Source organism: Rufibacter soli, from assembly GCF_054781795.1.
In genome coordinates, this window is record NZ_BAAGTS010000002.1 from 1,555,219 (window position 1) to 1,571,844 (window position 16,626).

13 protein-coding genes are annotated in these 16,626 nt (G+C 52.7%); 6 read left to right on the plus strand and 7 right to left on the minus strand.

Annotated elements, in window-relative coordinates; translation table 11 throughout:
- The first annotated feature begins 35 nt into the window (after positions 1–35).
- The 4 genes from trpB to ACYVJQ_RS08405 all read left to right on the plus strand — a co-directional run bounded on the left by trpB (position 36) and on the right by ACYVJQ_RS08405 (position 4,364).
- Positions 36–1,232: a tryptophan synthase subunit beta gene (gene trpB / locus ACYVJQ_RS08390; RefSeq protein WP_460892626.1), complete on the plus strand. Its 1,197-nt coding sequence runs from the start codon at positions 36–38 to the stop codon at positions 1,230–1,232.
- Positions 1,219–1,995 (plus strand): tryptophan synthase subunit alpha, encoded by a 777-nt coding sequence (gene trpA, locus ACYVJQ_RS08395; RefSeq protein ID WP_460892627.1) that lies wholly within the window; start codon positions 1,219–1,221, stop codon positions 1,993–1,995. The genes trpB and trpA overlap by 14 nt, the downstream gene beginning before the upstream one ends.
- A gap of 9 nt (positions 1,996–2,004) precedes the next feature.
- On the plus strand, positions 2,005–3,018 hold the full coding sequence (gene aroF / locus ACYVJQ_RS08400) for a 3-deoxy-7-phosphoheptulonate synthase (protein ID WP_460892628.1): 1,014 nt from the start codon (positions 2,005–2,007) through the stop codon (positions 3,016–3,018).
- A 590-nt stretch (positions 3,019–3,608) separates the two neighbouring features.
- Positions 3,609–4,364 (plus strand): hypothetical protein, encoded by a 756-nt coding sequence (locus ACYVJQ_RS08405; protein WP_460892629.1) that lies wholly within the window; start codon positions 3,609–3,611, stop codon positions 4,362–4,364.
- A gap of 119 nt (positions 4,365–4,483) precedes the next feature.
- On the opposite strand, the gene ACYVJQ_RS08410 is transcribed toward ACYVJQ_RS08405, so the two are convergent.
- The 3 genes from ACYVJQ_RS08410 to ACYVJQ_RS08420 form a co-directional block, all read right to left on the minus strand.
- The gene (locus tag ACYVJQ_RS08410; protein ID WP_460892630.1) at positions 4,484–5,077 is read right to left on the minus strand and encodes a DUF417 family protein; all 594 of its coding nucleotides are present in this window, start codon (positions 5,075–5,077) and stop codon (positions 4,484–4,486) included.
- A 76-nt stretch (positions 5,078–5,153) separates the two neighbouring features.
- On the minus strand, positions 5,154–5,984 hold the full coding sequence (locus ACYVJQ_RS08415) for a helix-turn-helix domain-containing protein (protein ID WP_460892631.1): 831 nt from the start codon (positions 5,982–5,984) through the stop codon (positions 5,154–5,156).
- A gap of 229 nt (positions 5,985–6,213) precedes the next feature.
- The gene (locus tag ACYVJQ_RS08420; protein WP_460892632.1) at positions 6,214–6,894 is read right to left on the minus strand and encodes an arylesterase; all 681 of its coding nucleotides are present in this window, start codon (positions 6,892–6,894) and stop codon (positions 6,214–6,216) included.
- A gap of 147 nt (positions 6,895–7,041) precedes the next feature.
- Between ACYVJQ_RS08420 and ACYVJQ_RS08425 the strand changes: the two genes are divergently transcribed.
- Both ACYVJQ_RS08425 and ACYVJQ_RS08430 read left to right on the plus strand, forming a co-directional pair.
- Complete coding sequence (locus ACYVJQ_RS08425) at positions 7,042–7,731, plus strand: ABC transporter ATP-binding protein (RefSeq protein ID WP_460892633.1); 690 nt, start codon at positions 7,042–7,044, stop codon at positions 7,729–7,731.
- A 118-nt stretch (positions 7,732–7,849) separates the two neighbouring features.
- Complete coding sequence (locus tag ACYVJQ_RS08430; RefSeq protein ID WP_460892634.1) at positions 7,850–10,387, plus strand: ABC transporter permease; 2,538 nt, start codon at positions 7,850–7,852, stop codon at positions 10,385–10,387.
- An 82-nt stretch (positions 10,388–10,469) separates the two neighbouring features.
- Here the strand turns inward: ACYVJQ_RS08430 and ACYVJQ_RS08435 are convergent, their stop codons facing one another.
- From ACYVJQ_RS08435 to ACYVJQ_RS08450, 4 genes are all read right to left on the minus strand, one after another.
- Positions 10,470–11,723: a sialidase family protein gene (locus ACYVJQ_RS08435; RefSeq protein WP_460892635.1), complete on the minus strand. Its 1,254-nt coding sequence runs from the start codon at positions 11,721–11,723 to the stop codon at positions 10,470–10,472.
- A 129-nt stretch (positions 11,724–11,852) separates the two neighbouring features.
- Positions 11,853–14,150: a TonB-dependent receptor domain-containing protein gene (locus ACYVJQ_RS08440; protein WP_460892636.1), complete on the minus strand. Its 2,298-nt coding sequence runs from the start codon at positions 14,148–14,150 to the stop codon at positions 11,853–11,855.
- Positions 14,151–14,254: 104 nt separating this feature from the next.
- The gene (locus ACYVJQ_RS08445; protein WP_460892637.1) at positions 14,255–14,662 is read right to left on the minus strand and encodes a hypothetical protein; all 408 of its coding nucleotides are present in this window, start codon (positions 14,660–14,662) and stop codon (positions 14,255–14,257) included.
- 351 nt (positions 14,663–15,013) lie between these two features.
- On the minus strand, positions 15,014–16,474 hold the full coding sequence (locus tag ACYVJQ_RS08450; RefSeq protein WP_460892638.1) for a hypothetical protein: 1,461 nt from the start codon (positions 16,472–16,474) through the stop codon (positions 15,014–15,016).
- Positions 16,475–16,626: the final 152 nt, after the last annotated feature.

Below are 16,626 nucleotides of genomic sequence, written 5' to 3' on the forward strand. Positions count from 1 at the left end.
GCAATAGCGGGCCACACTACATTAAAGCTAAAACCATGGAATACGGAGTTAATGAGCGCGGCTATTACGGCCAGTTTGGGGGAGCTTTTATCCCCGAAATGCTCTACCCCAACGTTGAAGAGCTGCGGGAAAAGTATTTGACCATTATACAGGAAGAGAGGTTTCAGGAGGAGATGCAGGATCTGCTGCGCGATTACGTGGGCAGGCCTACGCCCTTGTACCTGGCCAAGCGCCTTTCTGAGCGCTACAACACCAAAATCTACCTCAAGCGTGAGGACCTGAACCATACCGGGGCCCATAAAATCAACAACACCGTAGGGCAGATTCTGCTTGCCAAGCGGTTGGGCAAGAAACGCATCATTGCTGAGACTGGCGCCGGTCAACACGGCGTGGCTACGGCCACGGTTTGCGCCCTGGCCGGCCTGGAATGCATTGTGTACATGGGCAAGATTGACACTGAGCGCCAACGGCCCAACGTGGAGAAAATGCGCCTGCTTGGGGCTACCGTGGTGCCGGTTACCTCGGGCAGCCAAACCCTAAAAGACGCTACTAATGAAGCCATCCGGGACTGGATCAACCACCCCGAGGATACCCATTACATCATAGGTTCTGTGGTAGGACCACACCCGTATCCAGACATGGTGGCCCGTTTCCAGAGTGTGATCTCAGAAGAAATTAGAAAACAACTATTGGAGAAAGAAGGCCGCGAATTGCCAGATTACGTGGTGGCCTGCGTTGGCGGTGGCTCTAACGCCGCCGGTGCTTTCTATCATTTCCTGGATGAGCCCAGCGTGCAACTGGTAGCCGTAGAGGCCGCTGGCTTAGGCGTCAACTCCGGGCATTCGGCGGCTACGTCTATTCTGGGGAAAACCGGCATCATCCATGGCAGCAAGACCTTGCTTATGCAAACCGAGGACGGCCAGATCACAGAGCCGTATTCCATTTCGGCGGGCTTAGATTACCCGGGCGTGGGGCCGCAGCACGCGCATTTGGCCCAAACCGGTCGGGCCCGCTTTATAGCTATTACAGACGCTGAAGCCATGGAAGCCCTGCGTGAACTCAGCCGGCTGGAAGGCATCATCCCGGCCATTGAAACCTCACACGCCTTGGCTGCCTTGAAAGAACTGAACGCCGGCCCAGACAAGGTGGTGGTAATCAACCTCTCAGGCCGCGGCGACAAAGACCTCAATACCATTCTTACTTATTTTGAACAACAAGATGGCCAACAATAGACTTACCCGGCTGTTCCAGGAGAAAAAGGGCAACCTGCTGAACGTATACTTCACCGCCGGCTTCCCTAAGCTGGAAGACACGGTCACTATTCTGGAAGAACTGGAAGCCTCCGGGGCAGATATGGTGGAAATTGGCATGCCCTTCTCAGATCCTCTTGCCGATGGGCCTACTATTCAGGCCAGCAACCAGGTAGCCCTGGAAAATGGCATGTCAGTGAAGAAGCTGTTCCAGCAACTGGCCGGCGTGCGGGAAAAGGTAACGGTGCCAGTCATTTTGATGGGGTACCTGAACCCGGTGCTGCAATACGGCTTTGAGGAGTTTTGTGAGGAAGCAGCCCGGGTAGGGGTGGACGGCCTTATTCTACCTGACCTTCCGTTTGCCGAGTATGAAGAAGAATACAAGCCTGTCCTGGAGAAGCATGGCCTGAGCCTTATTTTCCTGATCACGCCCCAGACGTCAGAGAACCGCATCCGGCAGATTGACGCCCTCACAGATTCATTTATCTACATGGTGTCCAGCGCCAGCACCACGGGCGGTGCCGTACAAACCGGCGATGCCCAACAGGCTTATTTTTCAAAAGTAAGGGGCATGGACCTGAAGAACCCGCTGTTAATTGGCTTCGGGATAGGGGACAAACCTTCCTTTGAGCTGGCCTGCCAGTCGGCGAACGGGGCTATTATTGGCAGTGCGTTTATCAAAGCACTGCAACAGCCCGGCGAACTGAGGGAAAATGTGCGGGGCTTCTTGCAGTCCATCAAATAAACCAGAACCATGCTTATTCAATTACAACCCAACATAGGGGCCGCGGAAAAAGAGGCGATCATTAACAAGGCCAACGCCCTCAAATACAAAACCACCGAAGTGATTACCCAGGCCGGCCATTACCTGGTGGGCACCGGCAAAGCCGAATTTGACGTGCGCGCCATCGGGCATTTGCCCGGCATCAAAGACATTCACATTGTCTCAGATGACTACCGGCTGGTATCCCGTAAATGGAAGGTGAACCCCACGGTGATTGACTTCGGCGATGGCCTGCAGATCAAGGAAGGCGAACTGGCCCTCATGGCCGGCCCTTGCTCTATTGAAAGCGAAGAACAGATTGAGAAAACCATCCAGCATCTGCTCAGCCAGAACGTGCGCTTTATGCGGGGCGGGGTGTTCAAGCCGCGCAGTTCCCCCTACTCCTTCAGAGGCATGGGCTTAGAAGGCCTGAAAATGTTCTATGACATGTGCCGGCAGGCCGGGATAAAAGTAGTCACCGAGGTAATGCAGGTATCACAAATTGCGCCCATGGAGCCGTACACCGATATTTTCCAGGTGGGGGCCAGAAACACCCAGAACTTTAACCTGCTAGACGAGCTAGGCAAAGTAGACAAGCCCGTGCTTCTGAAGCGCGGCATTTCCGGTACCATTGATGAGTTGCTTTATTCCGCGGAATACATTTTCTCCGGGGGCAACGAGAAACTCATGGTTTGCGAACGCGGTATCAGGACCTATGAGACGGCCAGCCGCAACACCTTAGACCTCAACGCTATTCCAATCCTTAAGGAGAAGACGCACCTGCCCGTGATCGTGGACCCTTCGCACGGCATAGGCATACGCGAGTACGTGGAGCCCATGGCCCTGGCCGCCATCATGGCCGGCGCCGATGGTATCATCTATGAGACTCATGAGAAGCCTGAAGAAGCTGCCTCAGACGGCGCCCAAACCTTGAGCTTCACAGAATCTGAGCGCATGATCAAGAAAATGCGGAAAGTGTTTGAACTGCGGAAAGAGTTGGTTTAGCTTTAATAAAATATCCTCTCTATTCTGTTTTACTTACTTACTTACTTACTTACTTACTTACTTACTTACTTACTGAATAGCCTCTGACTCTTGTTCTCACTTCCTCCCTTACTACTCATTGACTGCTTCTTTCTCTTTGTCATCCTGAAAGGATCTTGGTAGCGAAGGGTAATACGGTTGATTAAACGCTTAAAAAGGAAAAGAAAAGGCCGGAAATAGGAGGGAAGAAGCGCTACTTCGCCGCTGAAAGGAATCATAACTATTCTAACTAGCTCACAAGATCCTTTCAGGATGACAAAAAAATACTAGGCTTATAATCTATCTCACCAATTAGAATCCGCAAGGATTTAGCTTAGTCAAATAAATTTGCGATAAAAAATTTGCATTCCTAAAAGGTATTTTTGATATTGGCATCAGTTATGAAAACATGCACCCAAATTTTTATGATTGTCAATCTGAAACCGTACGCAGGGCGTACCGGAGCGGGGACAATATTGGGTGAACATTGATTGAGATAAACCAGAAATCAAGAACCTACAATACAGCCTGGCTCCGGAAACGGGGCCAGGCTTTTTTTTATGCCTACTGCCATGTATCAGCAACCTTATCACCTGTACACCATCCAGCAACAACAGACCTGGAACATCTTGTACACCAAACGGTCAGAAGCTCTTTCTGCCGTGGTTTCTGCGCCCTTCTGGGCCGGAGTCAATGCGCTGGAGCTAAAGGCCTATTTCATTCCTGATTTCCAGAAACTCAATTTCCATTTACGCGAGCAGAAAAGCGAGTGGGAGGTAATAGCGGTAGAAGAACCGTTGCGGCCCCGCCAGGTACTGGCCAAATGGGCGAAACAGAAGTTTCCGGCCGTTACCTCTTTGCGCCTGCACCCAGACGCTGATTTGCGCCTTCAAGGTAACAAAGACTTGTTCCAGGATATATTCGGGCAATTGCCCTGGTTGCTCCAACCCGAGGTGGCCAGCTTTATGGAGCGGATAGGCCGGTTGTCTCTGCACTACAAAGACCCCGCCGCCACTGAACTCCTGTGGCGTCTGGCCCAGCATGTGTTGGGCAACGGCTTGCTGCGCGACCAGGAGGGGAAAGTGACCTTATTTGGTGCCTACTTGCTCTCCAACACACCACAAGGAGAAGGTGCCCTCAAAAGCGAGAATGCCTGGCAACCGGCTGTTCTGGAAGAGATCTTAGGCCAACCCTACAAAGCCGGGGAAACAGACCGGTACTTTGTTTTGGAAAGCCTTTCTGACCTGGACGCCTTGGCCACCCAGTTAGAGAAGGAAGGCATACCAGTGGTAGAAATCTCGGCTCAGTTACAGTTAATAGCTGGGTAATTGCTTTTTCTGTTTCGGGGTTGTTTTTCAGAAAACAGCCCCGAAACAGAATTAGTGAAGCAATAAATCACTTGAGAGTAAGGCCTCAGAAAGTAGAAATGCTTTGCTTATCCTAATTGTCAATGCTTAGCTAAGAAGCCTTGAGTTTTTGCCAAAAGCCTTCTGGCTCCGTCTGAGGCCACTACTAATCCTCCGGCCATCATGATGATATCCTTTAGGACCAGTCGGCCGGCGCCTGACAGGTAGGGGAAGCCGAAGTCGGGGGTAGGGAAATCGCCCCCTAGGTTAGGGACATACACTTCGGGGGTGGTGATGAGAAACGTCAGGGTCACAAAAGACATGATCACCGTTAAAAGTCCCCCCAGTATCCCAAGTTTGGTATGCCAGATGCCTAGCAGGGTCAAGGTGCCAATCAGAATAATACCCGTACCCAAGGCATAGGAGAAAAGGTAGGTTCCGTTTTGTTCATGCCAGTCTATATGCTTCTGGACTGTCTTGCCCTCAGGGTTCTTATAGGCCTGGTATTCTGGGGCTTCTTTTTGATAGAAGAAAGACATGAAAGGGCTGTTGGCCACGAAGGGCACTATGCCGTCGGCCTCATACTGGAAAGCCTTTAGGCCCCCAATCCAGGCCATGACCACAAAAATGGCAATCCTGATGAAGTGTATGTAATTGGCTTGGTTAGCCGCTAAAATGTGAACTACCTTATCCATTTCCTTTAAGTTAATATCTGCAAAATTACCGCCGGTAAAGGCGGCTGGAAATGGACAGGAGTGGTTTTACCATAGACTATTTGGCCACAATGGAAATCCCCACGTCCTCACGGTAGTGCAGGGGAGACAAGCCCACGCTTTTCTTGAAGTACCGGCTGAAATAGAATTCGTCCTCGAAATGGAGCTCGGCGGCTATCTCCTTCACTGATTTGTGGGTGAGGTGCAGCAGCTTTTTCGCTTCCAGAATTACCCGGTCCTGGATAAGCTGGGTGGGCGTTTTGCCAAACTGCCTTTTTATATTCTTCCCGAAGGCGCCGGCAGACAGCCTGGTCTTTTCGGCGTAAAAGGCGGGGCTCCTTTCCTTGATGAAGAACTGTTCCAGCAGGTTCTGAAACTGAGTTATCTCCTGCCTTCCAGTGGCATCTCTCTGGTCCATTTTAAGGGAGGTGTTTTTCTCCTTACTACACAAGGCCAGGATAAGCTGTAGGTACGCTTTCAAGATGGCGGCTGAAAAATCATTCCCCTCTTTTTTCTCCTTTGCTATTTTGGAGAAAAGCGTTAGGATTTCCCCGTACACGCGGTCTTCAACGGCAATATGCGGGCGCAAATAGATATTGTTGAATAGAAGGCCGTTGCAGGCTACCTCTTTCTTGTGGTACTCTATGCAGTAAAAATCCCCATGGAAATCGAGGCAATCCAAACGCGTCCTCGGGGCGCCCTTCCACTGAAAAACCTGGTAAGGGGAAAGGAATAAAATGGTATTCCCAGAAAAGGTAAATTCCGTGAAGTCTACTGTAAAAGTACCATCGCCTTTAAAGAGCAATATCTGGTAAAGCGGCGTTTTGAAAGGCTCCAGAAAATTGTCGCTAGGCCGGGTGTTTATGTCAATCTCTTGTTCTGCTTCCATAAAACGGTCCTCTATTAACAACGTCCTGGAGCGCGTGATTATGTTTTCCGGGGCAAAGGTATTTTAATTCCTGCCAAAGGTAAACGGAAGCGATATTTTAGGAGAAGCCATTGCCAAGGAGTATCAGCCTTGTTTCGGAAGGGGCCTTCTAAAATTTAAAATCCCGTTTTGGGCCTGTTTTCCGGAAAACAGGCCCAAAACAGGAAATCCAACCAAAGCCAACCTTTCGCTATAACACGGTCTGAAGTACCTCCCACACGTTGTTGGCCAGGATCTTCTGCCCTTCAGCGGTGGGGTGTACGCCGTCCTGTTGGTTTAAAGTCCGTACCCCGCCCACGCCTTCCAGCAGGAACGGCACCAGGGCCATGTTGTTTTGCTCGGCCAGCTGCCTAAAAATTACCCTAAACTCGCTGGCATATTTTCCACCCATGCTGGGCGGGACTTCCATGCCAGCCATGACCAAAGTTGCCTCTGGGTATTTAGCCTTCACCTTGTCAATAATGGCCTGCAGGTTTTTCTTGGTCTCAGCTGGAGAAATGCCTCTAAGGCCGTCGTTGGCCCCTAGTTCCAGCACAAACACGTCAATCTTCTGCCTTAGGAGCCAATCTATACGGTTAGCGCCTGCCGCCGATGTCTCGCCACTCAGGCCGGCATTCACGGCTTTATAAGGGAGGTTCAGGCTGTCAATTTTCTTCTGGATAAGGGACGGGAAAGACTCTGAAGGGTCCAGGCCGTACCCGGCCGTAAGGCTATTGCCAAAAAAGAGGATTGTTTTCATAGCGGTGGCAGCATTTGCGGTTGTTTTTTCTGAGGATCCGGCCTGTTCCTTGTGGGTAGATTCCCCCTGGCCAGAGCAGCCTGCCAGCAGACCGCCCAGAAGCAATACGTACAAAAGAGGTAGCTTATACATAGTATTTGGGTTTCTTGTGGGTACAAAGAACATACATTTAACTTGGTTTGCACGTTACAGGTTTAAACAATGTAATTAGCGGCTTGTTCTGTAACTTTCCGCGGACATCAGCGCCTTTCGGGCTTCCTTTCCATCTAACCAACGCTTGTGACACCTATTCTTCATATCCAGGACCTCACCAAAACGTACCAAAGCACCGGCCAGACCCTTACGGTGCTGGACCATATCAATTTCTCTATTACTGAAGGTTCCACCGTGGCTATTGTAGGGCCCTCGGGCAGCGGAAAAACCACGCTATTGGGCTTGTGCGCGGGCCTGGACCGCTCTACCTCGGGGCTGGTGGAATTGAACGGCATTCGGTTAGACACGCTCAGCGAGGACGCCCGGGCGCAAGTCAGAAACCAGTACGTAGGCTTTATTTTTCAGAATTTTCAGCTGTTGCCCACGCTCACCGCCCTGGAGAACGTGATGGTGCCGCTGGAATTAAGGGGAGAGAAGCATATTAAATCCCGGGCCCTGGAACTGCTGGACAAGGTAGGGCTGGCCAACCGGAGCCACCATTACCCGGCGCAGCTTTCGGGTGGCGAGCAGCAGCGTGTGTCCCTGGCCCGCGCGTTTTCCAACAGCCCCAAGATCCTCTTCGCCGATGAGCCCACCGGTAACCTGGACACCGAGACCAGCGAGAAAGTGGTCAAGCTGATCTTCGACCTGAACCGCGAGGCCGGCACCACCCTGGTCTTGGTTACCCATGACGTGGAGCTGGCGGCCAAAACCCAACGCATTCTCAAGGTGAAAGGAGGCATGCTGATCTCTGATGAGCCTACCAAAGCAATTTGAAAATTTGGAGATTAGGTAATTTGAAGATGGTCTCTGTTTTGAGCCCGTTTTCGCAAAAACAGGCCCAAAACAGAGACAGTAAGTCTTCCTTTAGTAACAGCACCTTAGCACCTTAAAAATGAATAAATTGAACCTGCCTTGGTTAGTGAAGATGGCTTGGCGCGACAGCCGCCGGAACAGGTCCCGGCTGTTTTTGTTCGTGTCTTCCATTATCCTGGGTATAGCGGCGCTGGTGGCTATCTTTTCCTTCGGGTATAACCTGCGCGAAGACATTGACAGCCAGGCCAAGGAACTGATAGGCGCAGATCTTGTGATCAGCAGCAACCGCCCCGTAGACGCCAAAATGCTGCCTCTCTTGGACTCGCTGGGTACGCGGCGGTCCCAGGAGCGGAGCTTCGCCTCCATGGTCCTATTCCCCAAAAGCCTGGGCACCCGCCTGGTGCAGGTGCGGGCCCTGCAGGGGGAGTTTCCATACTACGGCCAGTTAGAGACCACCCCAGCGGCGGCCGCCCAAAGCTTTAGAGACGGGCAGCAGGCCCTGGTGGACAAGACGCTCATGTTGCAGTTCAACGCCCGGGTGGGGGATTCCATCAAGGTGGGCGAGCTTACCTTCCAGATTGCGGGCATTTTGAACAAAGCCCCCGGGCAGACTGGTATCTCGGCCACGGTGGCTCCGGCGGTGTATATTCCCCTGCAGTACCTTGCCAAAACCGGGCTGGAGCAGAAAGGCAGCCGCATCAATTACCTGTTCTACTACAAGTATGATAACCAGGTAAACGTCAAAAAGCTGGTAGAGAAGCTGGAGCCCCGCCTGGAGAAGGAATCTTTGAATACCGAGACCATTGAAACGCAGCGCGAGGAAATGGGCCGCTCGTTTAAGGACCTCACTGGTTTCCTGGCGCTGGTGGGCTTTATTGCCCTGCTGTTGGGCAGTATTGGGGTGGCCAGCGCCATCCATGTGTACATGCGCGAAAAGCTAAGCTCCATTGCAATTCTGCGGTGCCTGGGCGTGAGCGGGAGCCAGGCGTTCCTGATCTACGTCATCCAGATTCTGGGCATCGGGCTGATTGGGTCGATGATAGGCGCCTTTCTGGGAACCGCCGTGCAGCAATTGCTTCCGAAGGTACTGCAGGATCTGCTGCCTATTGAGATCACGGCGGGCATCTCGTGGCTGGCAATTGTCCAGGGCATAGGACTGGGGCTGATGATCTCGCTGCTGTTCTCTTTGCTGCCTCTGGTGAGTATCAGAAACGTGTCTCCGCTCAATACCCTGCGCCTGTCCTTGGAGCATACCAGCCTGTTTAAAGACCCCTTGAAGTGGGCTGTGTACGGGCTAATCCTGCTGTTCATCTTCGGGTTTACTTACCTGCAGACCCAGAAATGGAAAGAAGCGCTCTATTTCACGGGCGGCGTGCTGCTGGGGTTTCTGGTGCTGGTGGGCCTTGCGGCGGGGCTCATGTGGACCGTTAGAAGGTTCTTTCCCGAGTCCTGGAGCTACTTGTGGCGCCAAGGATTGGCCAACCTGTTCCGGCCCAATAACCAAACGCTTATCCTGATAGTCTCCATTGGGCTGGGCACGGCCTTTATCTGCACCTTGTTTTTTGTGCAGAACATTCTGCTGGACCGCATTACGCTGGCCGCCCGCGAAAACCAGCCCAACATGGTCCTGTTTGACATCCAGACCTCCCAGCGTGAGGCCGTGGCCGCTTTGACCCGGCAGCAGGGCCTTCCCGTAATCCAGCAGGTACCCATCGTGACCATGCGCATTGAAGAGGTGAACGGCCAAAACGCCGAAGCCGTCAAAAAAGACAGTACCTCGGGCCTCTCCATCAGAGCCTTCCAGCGGGAGATAAGGTCCACCTTCCGGGATACCCTCACTTCAACCGAAAAAATCAGCCAGGGCACTTGGCGGGGAAGTGTACGCTCTCCTGAGGACACGGTATATGTATCTGTGGAGGAAAGCTACGCCGAGCGGAGCAAACTCAAGATTGGGGACCGTATTGTCTTCAACGTACAAGGTGCGCTCATTCCCACGGTAGTGGGCAGTTTTAGAAAAGTAGATTGGAACCGCATCCAGACCAATTTCAGGGTGGTCTTTCCGGCCGGCGTGCTGGAGGGGGCCCCGCAGTTCCATGTGCTCATGACCAAAGTGCCATCCGCGGCCGCCTCGGCCCGGTTCCAGCAAGCGGTTGTGCAGCAGTTCCCCACGCTTTCCATTGTGGACCTGGAGCTGATTCTGAGCGTGATGGATGAGCTCTTGACCAAGATTGGGTTTGTGATCAGGTTCATGGCAGGCTTCAGCATCATGACCGGGCTGGTGGTGCTCATCTCCTCGGTGCTCATCAGCAAGTACCAGCGCATGCAGGAAAGCGTGCTTCTGCGCACCCTGGGCGCTAGCCGGCGGCAGATCTTTGCCATTACCGCCCTGGAGTATTTCTTCCTGGGTGCTCTGGCAGCCGGGACCGGCATTGTGCTTTCCCTGGCCGGAAGCTGGGCGCTGGCCAAATACAGCTTTGAGACCACCTTCACGCCAAACCTATGGCCAGTGCTGGTCTTGTTCCTAATTATCTCATTGCTCACGGTGGCCATTGGGCTGTTCAATAGCCGGGGCGTGGTGAACCGCTCGCCGCTGGAAGTGCTGCGGTCAGAAGCGTAAATTCCGTTTCGGGGCTGTTTTCAGAAAAACAGCCCCGAAACGGAAACAGGTTTCTTCTTTGAGGGGAAGGGTAAGACTGATTTTACTTGCTTGGGTCTGGGACTGCTTGGTACCAGACGGAAGATTCTTTTTCTCCCTTTTGGGTATAGGACACTAAGAGGGTAGAGGGGGAGACGCTTACCAGTACCGGGTGGGTGGCCTGTACGGAGTCTTGGGTTAGAAAAGTGGTTCGCATGGGTTGTCCGGTGGCTGGGCGTATCTGCAGGCCTATCCGGGGTTTGGCAGTGCCCGCCGGAGAATTCGCGCGTTCATCCCAGACAATGGCCAGGCTGCCATTGGGCAAAGCCGTGATCTGGGGATGCTTGGCAGAGGCCAGCGTACTTACCGCCTGGCGGGGCGCAAAGCCACCCGCTTCGTTTCTAGCGCTATAGAATACTCCGCTTCCGCCTCCCATGGTGTACCACGCCACATGCAGCCCGTTTTGGTTCCAGGCCAGCGCCGGCCCGGTGTGCGGACAACCGTTTATGGCCCAATTGTCCGGGCTGATCCGTTCACGGGGACCAAAGGTCTGGCCGTTATCAGAGGACACCAGGTGCATCATGTCCCGAATGCTGTCCTGGAGAATGGCCCGGTAGGCGGCATGGAGTTTCCCGGTGCCGTCCACAAACAGATCTGTGCGGCAGCATTGGCAGAGCTGTCGGTCAATCACTTTCTCATAGGTGAACCCGTTGCGGCCGGTGGTAGAGGAGAAGTAGAGCGAGGAACCTTCCTTGGGCGTGTCCTTGCGGGAGTCCAGCCAAATGGCGGCCACCTCATCATTGGGTAGCAACGCAATATCAAAGTAGCGTTCATCTATGCTGTTTTGTGCGTCCTGCGCCAGCTGTTTGGCTGCCGTCCAGGTTTTACCCCCATCAAAGGATTGGGTATAGTTCACCAGGCCGGCGTAACTGTTCTCTGGGTTAGGGTTCTGCACGGCAAACATGGCCAGAATATCACCATTCTTCTTGAAGACCAGCTTAGACAGATTCTCATCATGCGGGTAAACGCCAGCGGAGGTGGGAATTTGAATGGTTTTCTGAAACGTTTTCCCGCCGTCCAGGGAGCGGGCGAAGGCCAGCACAAAATTACTACTGGTATCCTGCGCCTGCACCCAGGCCAGCACCGGGTGGCCTTGCTGGTCTTTGGTAAGAAACGGACAAGAGGCCGCAACCCCTTCCGGGGATATTCTGGCGGCACCGTTTGCCTTTTCACCAGCAGGCTGCGGCGTTTGGCATCCGGCCAAGGAAAGGGTGAAAATCAATTGGATAACGAAGGCGATATAGGTATTTCTTTTCATGGCGTTCTTTGGTTAAAGGAAAGCAGCGTGCCTTAGGTCTTTAGCGCTAGGGGCAGAAGCGGTGGCAGTAGGCGAAAGAGCCGCTAACGATACTGAGCGCAGAAATTTGATTTGGCTGATGGCGGTTGGTTAGGGTTGCTTATTTTTAGCGGTGAACTGGTACCCCAGCCCCACCTGCAGCGTGATGGGTAGCCCGGTGCGGTAGCTTTTGCCGTAGGCGTATTTATCAACCGTGGTGGCATAAAGGGTGTTAGTGAGGTTAAGCACGTGGGCCCAGGCCTCAAACCCGTGATAAGCGTACGAGGCCCGGGCATGAAGGAGGTCATACCCGGTATAGCGCTCTGTGTTGGCGGGGTCCATGAAATAGCCACCTACGTGTTGCCATTCCAGGGCCAGCCGAAGGTTAGGCAAGAAGGATGGCTTGTAGGCCATTTCAGCATTCCCGATGAAATCTGGCGCGGTGGCCATTTCCTTTCCCGAGTAATTTTGGCCTCTCTCTACGTAGTTCAGGAACAGGTGCCGGGCATTGGTACCGCTGAACTTAAAGGAAAGCGATTTTATGGGGGTAATAGTCAGGGCATATTCCAAGCCGCGGTGCCTGGTCTGGCCGGCGTTCTGGTTTTGGTAAGAACCATCTTCCAACCGGGTGGAGATAATCTCATTAGTGCCATCCATCTGGTAGAGGCTAAGCTCTGCGTATGCGTTCTGCTGCCAGAAACTCCACCACACGCCTGCCTCATAGTTGCGGTAGTCAGAGGGCTTCAGCTGGGGTACTTTCATGCCCCGGTACAGTTCCGTGATCTGGGGCGGGGCAAAGCCCACGCTGTAATTGACATACAGGCCAAGGTTTTTCTGAAAGGCATATGTGAGCCCCAATTTGGGGGCGACCTGCCTGAACCCATTTTTCTCATCCGGTGCTCCCGTAAAGGCAGAGGGCGGCAGGAAGTTATCAAAGGCGTAGTCCAGACGGTCATAGCGCAGGGCGGCCACCAGCTTTAAGGCATCTACAGGGGAGACCTCCAGTTGGCCATACGCGGCCGTGTTGAGCAGATTTACCGCATAGTGGGTGAGCAGGGAGTCTGAAGCGGCAAAGCCGGTGTAAACGCCTTGCTCATTCCGGGTCACGTCAATAAAGTGGGCTGTATAGGTGGCAGGGCTATAATCCAGGCTGGTTCCCGCGGTAAGGTTGGCGTTCAGGAACCCCAGGGTTTTCCGGTGCTGGGCCAGAAAACCGTAACTGGAGAAGCGGTCTTCGTTGATCTCGCCTTTCGCCTTTAGGGGGTTGCCTTTTACGTTTGCAATAGCGTAGAACGGGTTCTGGCCTATGGCGTTGCGGCGAAAAAAGACCGTTGCCTGCGTCTGGTTAGCAGGGTTCCAGGCATGCTCCAGGGTGCTTCTCACGCGTAGGGCGTCCACTTTTCTATAGGAAAACGTGTGCAGGCTGCTGTAGTCTTTCCGGAAGAAGTGGGTGCTATCCAAGCCGCCTGTCTGGTCTGTCTCATATTTCACCAGGCTGGCCGAGGTGGTGAGTTGGCTGCGATGGTTGATTTTATAATCGGTTCTGAGGGTGAAGGCGAGCTTCTCAAAATCACTGTGGCTCATGACCCCGTGGCTCTGGGCGGCAAAATAGCCCCCGGCGTAGACCCCTACTTTGCCAAAAGTGCTGGAGGTGCTGTAGTTGGTGCGCCGGTAGCCCCGATTGCTACCTTCCAGCTGCACCTGGGCGGCTGGCACCGAGGCCGGTGCCTTGGTTATGAAATTGACCGCCCCGCCAATGGCCTCACTCCCATATAGAGAAGAGGCGGGACCTTTGATCACCTCAATGGTTTTCAAGGCGGCCATGTTCACCTCTATCAACGCATTATGGTTGAAGTCGCCGGAGGTTCTGATAGGGATGCCGTCTTCCAGGTACAGGAAAAGACTTTTATAGCCAATGGGTTGCCTGATGGCCATGGTGTGCTGCTCATTGCCCAGGTTAACCATATATACCCCGCTCACCTTGTTGAGGACCTGGTCTAGGGTAATAGCTTTGGTTTCCTGAAGCACCTGGCTGGAGATAGTACTGATGGCCACCGGGGCCTCAGACCTTAGCTGGGCCGCTCTGCTGGCTGAGACCACCACGTGGGCCAGTTGGTTGGCCGCAGGGGTAAGCTCAATGATCAGGGCGTTTTCCGCTACCGGAACCTGCCTGGGTTCATAGCCCAGGTACGATACCAGAAGTTGGGCGGCGGGCGCCTTGGAAGTAAAGGTAAAACGGCCATCTACGTCTGTAGTGACACCCAGGGTGGTATTGGGTAGAGTAATGCTGGCGCCAACCAGCGCTTCCTTGGAGAAGGCGTCTACCACACGGCCTTTAAGGGTTACTTGGGCATGGGCACAGGTGCAAAGCAACACCAGGAGCAAGATGCCGGGGAATGAGGTTCGCATAAAATCAAGAAACTGTAAAGTGAGAACATAGCGGCCCAGTCCAGCATTTTCAAAATGCAAGACAACGCCAGGGAATGGGCGACTGCCCAAACTCGAACTACAACCTAAACAGGTTCCTGGGGTGGGTGGAAGATGGAGAAGGAAAGCCGACGAGGGTGGCCGGAAAAGTCAAAAGGCAAGGCGACGGCCAGGGGCTGCCCAGAGGTACAAGTATAGGAAACCAGAGCCTGGCAAAACAACGTGAGGTCAGCCTTTTGGTTTTGCCCCTTTGAGGAAGCGTCTTTTTCGGCCTGCCCGGCTTTTTTAAGTTGTTTGGAGAGATAGCATTTGCCGTGGCACTGCATCTGCGGCTTGTCCCGGTTGATGCAGAGGTAGGTAGTGATGAAGGCCTCATTTGCCTCATAGTCTGCCAAAATGATCACCTTGCTAAACATCTGCGTCAGCATGGCAAACAAGAGCAATATGGTGGCAAGCTTGGTCAATGGGTACTTCTTTACAGCAAAGGTAGGCAAGGTTTTTAGTACCTATAGCTAAGAAAAATCAAAACTGACAAGGATCATCCTCCAATTTGGCAGCCTACTTCAATATGGGCCCGCTACAAAAGCTCTGAACTCCTCTATAGCGGTTTTGCGCGATATTTTTCCAGCAGACGCACCGCAAAAATGACTAAAATCATTAATCACCTGGCGCCTTGGGGAAAGGCCAGCACTAAGAAGAAGCCCTTTACGGGGAACGGATTTAAACGCTTGGTAATGACGTACCACAGGCTACTTATTCAGCCAATAGAAATTTACGCCTCCAGAGTATTCTGGAGAAAATAGAAAAGCAAGTAGACGGTGGTTTTAAGGTAATTCTAGTCGAGCTTACGGGTTATTTTCTGAACGAGGGTATATCACATGACTGAGGCCCTTTTCCCCGTAAAAAGTGGGGCAGGAGGTGATCCTTTCCAATTGAAATTCCTTAAAGAACCCGGGGGCAGTTCCTTTCCTTAAAAGCCAGGCCCGGGAAATGACCGGTGGCGCCAGGGAGAAGTCTGTCACGACAGGCCGTTTCTCCTGCCTTGCCAAGTTAATAGCGTTCTGTAAAACAGGCGGGGAAGCCTCTGTCTCAAATGCCCGGGGATGGTACTTTCCGGTATGGTAAAATAGATAGGCGTCAAAGGAGTTCTTATCCTGGAGCAATAAGGTAGCCTGGGGGTATTGCTGCGCAAATTGCTGCACGCAAGCATGGTTAGAGAAGGTATAATAAAAATTGGGCACTACGGCGTAACTCATGTTCCATACAAAAAGCGCCACGCCCGTCAAGAAGAGGGCTTGGGGTTGCGGGAACCTAAAACAGCCGGCCAGAAGGGCAACCAGGAAAGGAACCATTACCATGAACTCGGCATTGCCCACGGCAAACCACGCAAAGAGCAGCTGCAGGAACAGAATAAGGAAGAAGATCTTTACCGGGAAGGAATGGATGAGAGAGATTGATTTCCATTGGGTAGCCAACCTGAAAGCGAACCAGGATAATAAAGATAATGACCCAATTGCAGGTAATATGTAAAGTAAATTCACCTTTACCATAAACAGTTGTCGCCCATGTAGCTCCAGAAATGTGCGGAAGAGGGAAATAGCCGTGAGCAGGAAATTGTGCAAGGATATTGTGGTTTCCACCTCGCCTTTATAGAAATCCAGGAAAACAAACCGATGGGCCTGAGAAAGCGGGATGCCCTGAATAGATAGCACTACTAAATACACCAACGGCACTACCAAAGCTGGTAACGTGAACAGCGCCGCTTTTCGCCAGGGATGGGTTTTGACAAACAGGAAAGACAGTCCTAAGCCTAGCCACCAAAAGAAATGAATCTGATGGAAAAGGCAGGCGAAAGCTGCCCAGAAACCACTCCAAAAAATATCTTTGGTTCTTCCCTTTAAGTAGTTCCGCAGCCAGTAAAAGGTACCTGTAAGCGAAAAGAAGACAGGGAGGATATAGGTTTCGTTTTCGGTGGCGTAGCGCATAGTTCCCAGACTGGCTCCGGCCAACAGGAGGAGGGCAGCCTGAGCCTTAGGGGGTTGTTCCAATAGAATCAGAGACCGCCACAAAACCCATAAACAGCCCCCAGCAAACAAGGCATTCATGAACTTGAGCAACTCCAACGGGGGAAGGGAGAATCCTGCTTTCTCAAAGAGGGTGTACAGGCCTAACCCTGTCACATTATAAAGCAGGTGGTGGGGTTGCCAAAGATCTACGCGCCACCGCACACAAGCGGCATAGTCATAAGCGTCTGAGGTGGAGTTCTGCGTAGGGAAAATCAGATAAACCAGGAGCAATCCTCCCATAACGCTTAGCGGAAGCCCATGCTTTTGAAAAAAGGAATCTGGACGGAGGGCCATGGCAGTGACGCGGTATGAATAGCGCAGAGAGTGGTATGCGGTTTAAAGATATTTGTTTCCGGCGGTATTACTGGCATGCTGCCAACCAGAGGATGTCT